Annotated in this window: 1 pseudogene; it reads left to right on the top strand. The window is 43.0% G+C overall.

Annotated elements, in window-relative coordinates:
- Positions 1-447, top strand: a pseudogene (locus tag J5M56_RS25435) (hypothetical protein); the annotation flags it as partial.

Genomic DNA, 447 nt, shown 5'->3' on the forward strand with positions numbered 1-447 from the left:
TAGCGTAATAGAATTTGATAGTGGGAAAGTTTTTAGCCTGAAGATTGGCTCTAAGTCATACAAAATGGCGGAATGTTGCTTCGTGCCAAGTACTTCTGGCACTGCAACCGGTTTGAAAAGCCATTCCACTCCTGTCCAAGCAACTTTTTGGGCTTGTGTTGAAAAGCCTTATGTTAAACTGCTTGGATTGATTCCTACGGAGTTTGACAAGGTCGTAGCTATGGATACGGCAATTAAGGCAGGTGACGTAATCGGCTTTCTTGGTTTAAATGAAACATTGGCAGGTCCTGATGGAGGGGTTTCGAGAAGTTATCAAGTCCATGTGGAAATTTTTTCGGCAGATCCGAGAATTGAGGATTTCTTGAAAAACAAGGCAGCAGTGAAGCAAGGAAAGCAATACTTGCACTTGCCAGCGAATACAACTTTGAAAAGTAAGCCCCCTCTAAC

This window comes from Pseudomonas sp. 51_B (genome assembly GCF_017491595.1).
Lineage (GTDB): Bacteria > Pseudomonadota > Gammaproteobacteria > Pseudomonadales > Pseudomonadaceae > Aquipseudomonas > Aquipseudomonas promysalinigenes.